We start from the raw sequence: 8,040 nt of genomic DNA on the forward strand, positions 1-8,040 counted from the left end.
GTCAGAGTGGGAGCACGGGCCGGGTGGAGAAGTCCTCGTAGAGGTCCTCCCCGTCCGGGCCGTGGACGAACTCGGCCATGGAGGGGTTGCGGTTGGCGGTGGCCAGGGGCAGCCATGCCAGCAGGTGGCCGTAACCGCCGCACACCGACTCGCCGCCGTCGCCGCCGTGGACGGCGGTGGCGTCGCTCGTCAGCTCCGCGCTGTAGGTGTCGTAGGCGATGCGCAGGCCAAAGGCGTTCGGCTGGTTCTGCGGGCCGGTGCGGTCCCCGTAGGGGAGGCGGTCGAGAGGGCAGTCGCCGCCCCAGCGGAAAAGGGTGTCCGCTCCGGCTCCACAGGCGTGCTCCCACTCGTCGGCGCTCGGCATTCGCAGGCCCTGGGCCGCAAGGGCGGCCGGTGTGTCGGCAGGCGGTTCGGTCAGGTTCTCGTCCTCCACGGCCATGAGCACCGCCGCCAGGACCACGCTCCGGCGGGGGCTGAGCACCTGCGCGAGGTGGGCCCGCAGATCAGGGCCGTAGCCGAAACCCTGCTCCAGGCTCTCGGCGTAGTCGGCGGTCTGCTCGGGCGTCGGCCGCCAGGCGTCGAGGTCGAAGCCGAGGGACACCCGGCCTCCGGGGATCAGGGCGAACTCCCGCCCGCCCCGCTCGATCCGGACGCGGTGCAGCGGGGCGCCGAGATGCTCCACGGTCTCGACGTCGGTGACACGGCCCTCCACCAGGCCGGCGGCTTCCCGGGCGACACGGCGTGCGGTCGCCGCATCGAAGGACCGCCACTGATCGAGGGTGAGATCGGCAAGCGACATGAACCGCAGTGTTGCATGCGGGTCTGACACCGCCGGTGACCCCTGGAAAGCGCGGTGGGGGTTCATCCGGTCCGACGGCCTCAGCCGCGTCTTCCGCGCCGCGGTGGGCATGCCGTCCGGCCGGTACCGCGCCGCCGCCTCCGGCCGGAGCCGCTGAACACGACCGTCGGCGACCGATCCGGCCGGCCCCGGCCGCCCCGTCGCCGTCCGGCAGAGCCCGCCCTACGGGTCGACGGGGTTCGGCACTGCCGGGGACCGGTCGTACCCGGCTCCCGGACGGGGCGCCCGGTGATCCCTCCGGGCAGGATCTTGCCGGCCGGCGCCCTGCCGCCGGTAGGTGCCGGGGCTGACGCCGAACTCGCGCTTGAAGGCGCGGTTGAAGGCGAACTCGGAGCTGTACCCCACCCGCTCGGCCACAGCCTGGAGCGGCGCGTCGTCGCCGCGGAGGATCCGTGCGGCCGTGGTCATCCGCCACCAGGTCAGGTACGCCATCGGCGGGCGCCCGACGAGTTCGGTGAAGCGCCGGGAGAACGCGGCCCGGGACAGACCGGCCCGCCGGCTCAGCCGCTCGACGGTCCAGGCCGTCGCGGGCTCGGCGTGCATGTGCTGGAGCGCGGAACCGACGGCCGGGTCGTTGAGCGCCGCGGCCCAGCCGCCGGCGCTGCGCGGGGCGTGGTCCTGGTACCAGGTACGCAGGATGTAGAGCAGCATGGCGTCGAGCAGCGCGGGAATCGCCGCGTCGGTGCCGGGCCTGCGCCGGTCGAGCTCGGCCCCGAGCAGGTCGACGACGGCGTCGAGCGCCGTGCGCCCGCCCACCCGCTGCGGGAGGTGGACGAAGGCGGGGAGTTCGGCGAGCAGCGGGTGGGCGCCGGCCCGGTCGAGCTGGTACGAGCCGCACATCAGGACGGTGAGCTCGTCGGCGGAACCGGCGGTGTCGGGCGCCGGCACCCAGGAGTCGTCCATGTCGGGCGCGACGTCGACGAGCTTGCTGTCGGGCGAGTCGGCGAGGGCGATCTCATGGCCGTGCGGAACGAGCACGACGTCTCCGGCGCCCAGCGGCACCGGGTCGCAGCCCGCGAACAGCAGCCGGCACCGGCCCTGCAGGACGACGTGGAAGCCGGTCCCGCGGGCGGCCGGGAACCGCAGTCCCCACGGCGCCGTCCGGCGGGTGCGCGCCGCGTGCGGCCGCCCGGTACGGATGCTGGCGACCGCGTCGCTGACCACGTCCACGACCCGATCGTACAGAGAACTCCCAAGCGTGAAGACGAACGGACAAGTTTCCGACTCTTACGGTCATAGGTCGTCCACCACGATCTTCATAGGCTGCAACACGGAACTGTCCGGTCCGACCAGCACGGGAGGAAACCGATGCCGGCCGTCACCGCCGACCGAAGCGCCCCGGCGAACTCGGCGGCCGGCGCGCCCTGGTCACCGGAGGCCCCGGAGGCACCCGTGGGACGGGAAAGGCGATGGCCGATCGGCTCACCCGCGCCGGCACGACGGTGGCCCACAGCACCCGCACCGCCCCGCCGTCCGGGCGCGCGACCGAGCTGTTCGTCCGGGCCGGTGCCGGCACGCCCGCGGGCGTCGAGGCGGTCACCCGGCATGTCCACGACCGCCTCGGCGGCGTCGGCGTCCTCGTCCGCACCGTCGGCGCGGACGGTCGGCAGCACCTGCCGCTCCCGGAGCAGACCGACGACGTCCGGCGACCGGTGAGGGGCGTCGACGTCTCCGACCACGCCTCGGCGATCGTGGGTGCCGAGCCGTCGTCGACGGCGGCGGCAAACCCACCGTATGACCCACCGAAACGATCAGGAGAACAAGCATGACGACCGCCGCCACCGCTCCCCGGATCATCCGGCGTTACTTCGAACTCGCCCCTTCACCGGACACCGAGGAGTACTTCGCCCTGTTCGCCGACGACGCCCTCGTCGAGGACGAGGGAAAGGAGTACACGGGCATCGACGCCATTCGAGCCTGGCGCACCGAGGTCCCCCTCGTCGAGTACACGATCACCGACATCGAACCGGCCGGCGAAGGGCTGGTCGTGACCTGCACGATCACGGGGGATTTCCCCGGCAGCCCCTTCGCCGGTCTGAGGTTCCACTTCGAGGAGTTCGACGAGGACCACGTGAAGGTCCTGCGCATCCGGCCCTGAGTGAACGGAAGCGCACCGCGGCGGACCGGCGCCCGGCTTCCCGGTGTCTCCGCGCAACGTGATCGCCTGCCACCGGTGGTCCGGCCCGCTCGGCGCTCCACCGGTGGCCAGGGCTCCCGTCGGGCCGTCCGGTCGCGCAGGTCGCGGCCGAGCCGGGGTGGGTCACGAGACGCCGCGGCCATGGGTGGGGACCGCGGACGAGACCGCGCACCCCGGAGCCGCCGTGGAACCGGCGAGGAGCGCGGAGACCACCGCGTTGCGCAAGCGGGTCCGCGAGCCGGAAGGGAACGCGACGTCCTGCGCCGGGCGGCCAGGTGGCGTGCGGGGAGGACGGGCCGATGATCCGCTTCCGGTTCGTCGCCGGCCAATTGCCGGACGGCGCCGGCGGAAATCGATTCCAACGCCCCGGCTTTCGAATTCCATTCGACAGTCCTTAAGACGCTGAACCGATGCAGTCGAACGTCTTGTTTACGCCCCACAAGTCCGTATTGAGGGGCGACGAATTTCGTCGGGCTCATGCCGAAGACCTTGCATCACCGGTGCACCGCTGTCAGCATCACGGCGAAGCAGCGCTCGAACACGCTGCTACGGCCGACCGCAGACGCGCTCGGTTCCTCAATCTCCGCAGCAGTGCGTGATCACGAGGAGTGCCATGTCCGGTTTACGCGACAACACGGGGACGCCCCGTCGGCTGGTCGGTCTGCTGGCGAGCGGCATCGTCATGCTGCTCGCCGCGCTGAGTGCGGTGATCGCCGGCAGCGCCGAGGCGACGGCCGACACGACAGCGCGCGGCAGGCCGACCGCAAGCGGCGCAATGGCACAGGTCGCCGCGATGCAGCCCGGATGGAATCTGGGCAATTCCCTCGACGCCACCGGCAGCGACGAGACCTCGTGGGGTAACCCGCGCATCACGGAGGCGCTGCTCGACAACGTCAGGGCCCAGGGATTCAACAGCATCCGCATCCCCGTGACCTGGGGCCAGCACCAGGGCCCGGCGCCGGGCTACACCATCGACGCGGCGTATCTGAACCGTGTCAGGGAGGTGGTCGACTGGGCGCTGGCGGACGGCTTCCACGTCATGATCAACATTCACCACGACTCCTGGCAGTGGATCGCGAACATGCCGGCCGACCGCACCGGTGTGCTCGCCCGTTACAACGCCATCTGGAGCCAACTGGCCGCCACGTTCCGGAACTCCTCGCCCAGGCTGGTGTTCGAAAGCGTCAACGAACCGCAGTTCACCGGCAGTTCCGGCGATGCCCAGAACGCGGCGCTGCTGCACGAGCTCAACACCTCGTTCCACCGCATCGTGCGCGAGTCGGGCGGCAACAACGCAACCCGCCTGCTGGTCCTGCCGACCCTGCACACATCGGCCGACCAGGCACGGGTGGACGAACTGGCCGCCACCCTCGGTGGTCTCGGCGACCCCAACCTCGCCGCGACGGTGCACTACTACGGCTACTGGCCGTTCAGCGTGAACGTCGCGGGCGGAACACGTTTCGACGCCACCGCCCAGAAGGACCTGACCGACGCCTTCGACCGTGTCCACAACACCTTCGTGGCCCGGGGCATCCCGGTGATCCTCGGCGAGTACGGCCTGCTGGGCTTCGACCGCCACACCGGCACCATCCAGCAGGGCGAGAAACTGAAGTTCTTCGAAGCGCTCGGGTACCACGCCCGCGCCAGGAAGATCACGACCATGCTGTGGGACAACGGCCAGCACTTCCAGCGCACCGGCTTCCGGTGGAACGACCCCGAACTGTTCGCGCAGATCAAATCCAGTTGGACGACCCGCTCCGGCACGGCATCGTCCGACCAGGTGTTCAGCGCCCGTGCGGCGGCCATCACCGACAAGACGCTCACGCTGAACCTCAACGGCACCTCGTTCACCGGACTGCGCCACGGCACCACCGACCTGGTGCGCGGCAGGGACTACACCGTGCAGGGCGACCGGCTCACGCTCACCGCCTCCGCGCTCACCCGGTTGAGCGGATCGCGGGCCTACGGAACCAACGCGGTACTGCACGCGCGGTTCTCGGCGGGCGTCCCGTGGCGGATCAACCTGATCACCCACGACGTGCCGGTGCTGCGTGACGCCACCGGGACGACGAGTTCCTTCACCATCCCCACCGACTTCCGCGGTGACCGCCTCGCCACGATGGAGGCCCGGTACGCCGACGGCAGCAATGCCGGCCCCCACGACTGGACGTCCTACAAGGAGTTCGACCGCGCGTTCGCTCCCGACTACACCGCCAACGTCACCAAGCTGACGCCCGACTTCTTCGCCGAGGTCAGGGACGGCTCCCGCGTGACCCTCACGTTCCACTACTGGAGCGGGGCGACGGTGACCTACTACGTCACCAAGTCGGGGACGTCGGTCACCGGCACCACAGCCTGACCGGCACCCCCGACGGCCGGCGGGACGGAGCCACCGCGGAACCACCGTGCTCCGCCCGCCGGCCGCGCCGACCGGGCGTCCCGCCAGGACGGACAGGGCGCCCGACTCGCCGTTCGGCGCGGCCGGGTGCAGCGAGACGCCCGCCGACGCCGGTCCGGCGAGGGCGCCCAGGAGCCGGCCACGTGATCAGCGCCGTGCGGCGGCCGGCGGGCGGTGGCCGGGGCGAGGCGTCCCCACCGCTGCCCGGAACGCCCCACCGGTCGTTGCCAACCACAGTTGGCATACATCCGGTCGTCCCGTTGCTACGTTTGCCCGCGGTTCTGACGATCTCTCTGTGAGGAGACGTAGTGGCCTCGGACATATCCCAGCCTCCTACAGCGGCGCGGCTGCCCTCCCTGGCGGCCTCCGCTTCGTGTGCGCCATCGCGGTCTTCACCGCACATGCCTACGTCACCCTCTCGTTCGACGGTGACTGGACCGGTACCGAGGCCAGCGTCGCGCTGATCGTCGGCCGCTCGGCGTTGTCGTTCTTCTTCGTGCTCAGCGGGTTCGTCATGACGTGGTCCGCCCGGCCGGGCGACACCGCCACCGCGTTCTGGCGCCGCCGGGCCGCGAAGATCTACCCCCTGCACGCGGTCACCTGGTTCGCGGCACTGATGCTGATCACCTGGACCGGTGGACAGGTCGGCATCTGGCAGGCGGTGCCCAACCTGCTGCTCGTGCACTCCTGGTCGCCGGCCTTCGACATCAACACCAGCGTCAACGAGGTCTCCTGGTCACTGTCGTGCGAGGCCTTCTTCTACCTGAGCTTCCCGCTGCTGATCCGCGTCCTGCGGCGGATCCCCGTCCGGCGGCTGTGGGCGTGGACGGCCGGGACGACCCTCGCGGTCATCCTGCTGCCGCTGGCGGCCTCCACGCTGCTGCCGTCGCAGCCCACGTTCCCGCCGTTCGACGCGACGTTCCACCAGTACTGGGTGGTCCACCTCTTCCCGCTGACCCGACTGCTGGAGTTCGTCCTCGGCATCCTGCTGGCGAGAGCCGTGCTGGAAGGCCGGTTCATGAGGGTTCGGTTCCGGCATGTCATCGCCGCGCTGGCGATCGCCTACCCGATGGCCCTCCAGGTGCCGTTCCTGTACTCGATCACGGCGGTCCTGATCATCCCGGTCGTCCTGCTGGTGGTCGCGGCGGCCGGCTCCGACATCCGGGGCTCCCGCTCGCTGGTGCGGGGCCCGGTGATGGTGAAGCCCGGGGACATGACCTTCGCGTTCTACACGGTGCACCTGCTGGTGCTTCAGTTCATGTACCGGCTGATCGACGACGGCGGCCCGGCCTCGCCCGGTCAGCGCCTGGGCTCGGCGGCCCTGCTCTTCGCCGTCTCGCTCGTCCTCGCATGGGTGATGCACACCTACCTCGAACAGCCGCTGTCCCGCCGCTGGGGGTCACGCCGGCCGCCGAAGGCCGGGAGCATGCCGCCGGTCACTCCCGTCAGGGCGAGCGAGGAGCCCGTCGCCCCGTGAGCCCTTCCTCGACACGTTGGGAATCGAGCCGCCATGAGCAGGGTTCCCTCCGTCGTACTCAACAACGGCATCGAGATGCCCCGGCTGGGTTTCGGCGTCTGGCAGGTGCCGGACGAGGACGCGGCCGACGTCGTCGCCACCGCGCTCGCCGCCGGATACCGCAAGATCGCCACCGCCGCGGCCTACTACAACGAGGCGGGCATCGGGAAGGGCGGGGAACGGCTCGCCGCTCCACCTCCTCTTCCCGGACTTCGCGGTTGTCCTCTCCGGCCGGAAGGGTCAAGGCGGTGAGAACGGCGGCGGCCGCGGGCAGGACAGGAGGCAAGCGACCCACGGCGCGAGGACCCACCGACCCGCACACGGACCGACCCGGCGCGCCGCGCGTTGCCCGTCCGGTCAGCCCGTGCTGCCCGCCCGTACCTGGCGCGGCTTCTCCCGGCCGCGTATACAGGAAGGAGCTGACGGTCCCGCGCCGAGGGGATACTTTCTTGCACGATCACGGGAACGCCAGAGCCACCGAGGCGGGCGGCGCCCGTGCCTCCGCCCGTACGCCTGTCACCGCCCCGCCCACACGGCTGCCCGGACTGCTCGGCCTGCAGACCACGGTCGGCGACGCTGCGGTCGTCCAGATGCTCCGCCGGGCCGGCCACCCCTGGGTTCAGCCCGACCAGCACCAACACACCGCCGGCTGTGGGCACCGGACCGACCGGCCTGCCGTTCAGCGCTCCACCGTCCACGACATCCCGCGCACCAGCCGGTCCTTGGACGAGGCAATCCACACCGACATGGAGGCCCGGCCCGCCCTGGACTTCACCGGCGTCCGCGGCCACGACGACAGCGCGGCCGGTGCCTCCGCCGCCGAAGTCGGCGCCCGCGCCCACACCAGCGGCGACCATGCCGTTGTCGGCGGTGGCGGTGGCGACGAGCACACTCCGGCCCACGCGTCGACGCATGCGATCCAGCAACGCCGGGGACCCGTCGCCGGAACCGACAACGCAGCCGGTATCAAGGTCTCCGACCCCTCGGGCCGCTTCTCGGACCGCTTCGAGCGCGAGGCGGAGGCGGACGCCTCCCGGGCGCCGGCCGCGGAGGCTGCTGCCGGACTCCGGGAAGGGACGGTTCAGCAGGCCATTGACGCGAGTACGCAGCGCGTCGGGGGCAGTGCGGTC

7 protein-coding genes and 1 pseudogene are annotated in these 8,040 nt (G+C 71.3%); 6 read left to right on the forward strand and 2 right to left on the reverse strand.

Features of this window, described 5'->3' with window-relative positions; translation table 11 throughout:
• Position 1: 1 nt before the first annotated feature.
• Both VE546_RS05095 and VE546_RS05100 read right to left on the reverse strand, forming a co-directional pair.
• Positions 2-799 (reverse strand): hypothetical protein, encoded by a 798-nt coding sequence (locus VE546_RS05095; protein ID WP_324918961.1) that lies wholly within the window; start codon positions 797-799, stop codon positions 2-4.
• Between the two features lie 222 nt (positions 800-1,021).
• Positions 1,022-2,029 (reverse strand): AraC family transcriptional regulator, encoded by a 1,008-nt coding sequence (locus tag VE546_RS05100; RefSeq protein WP_324918964.1) that lies wholly within the window; start codon positions 2,027-2,029, stop codon positions 1,022-1,024.
• A gap of 239 nt (positions 2,030-2,268) precedes the next feature.
• On the opposite strand from VE546_RS05100, the gene VE546_RS05105 reads away from it, so the two are divergent.
• The 6 genes and pseudogenes from VE546_RS05105 to VE546_RS05130 all read left to right on the forward strand — a co-directional run.
• On the forward strand, positions 2,269-2,628 hold the full coding sequence (locus VE546_RS05105) for a hypothetical protein (RefSeq protein WP_324918967.1): 360 nt from the start codon (positions 2,269-2,271) through the stop codon (positions 2,626-2,628).
• A complete protein-coding gene (locus VE546_RS05110) occupies positions 2,625-2,957 on the forward strand; it encodes a nuclear transport factor 2 family protein (protein ID WP_324918971.1) in 333 nt (110 codons plus the stop codon). Before VE546_RS05105 ends, VE546_RS05110 begins: the two co-directional genes overlap by 4 nt.
• Before the next feature lie 652 nt (positions 2,958-3,609).
• Positions 3,610-5,355 carry a cellulase family glycosylhydrolase gene (locus tag VE546_RS05115; protein WP_324918974.1) on the forward strand — a complete coding sequence of 582 codons (1,746 nt, stop codon included), beginning with the start codon at positions 3,610-3,612 and terminating at the stop codon, positions 5,353-5,355.
• Positions 5,356-5,767: 412 nt separating this feature from the next.
• Positions 5,768-6,871, forward strand: a complete 1,104-nt coding sequence (locus VE546_RS05120; protein WP_324918977.1) for an acyltransferase — start codon at positions 5,768-5,770, stop codon at positions 6,869-6,871.
• A 33-nt stretch (positions 6,872-6,904) separates the two neighbouring features.
• Positions 6,905-7,081, forward strand: a pseudogene (locus tag VE546_RS05125) (aldo/keto reductase); the annotation flags it as partial.
• Positions 7,082-7,500: 419 nt separating this feature from the next.
• Positions 7,501-8,040 (forward strand): eCIS core domain-containing protein (locus VE546_RS05130; RefSeq protein WP_324918981.1); only part of this gene is annotated, 540 nt, incomplete at its 3' end.

The sequence above is a fragment of the Streptomyces sp. genome (assembly GCF_035644915.1).
Lineage (GTDB): Bacteria > Actinomycetota > Actinomycetes > Streptomycetales > Streptomycetaceae > Streptomyces.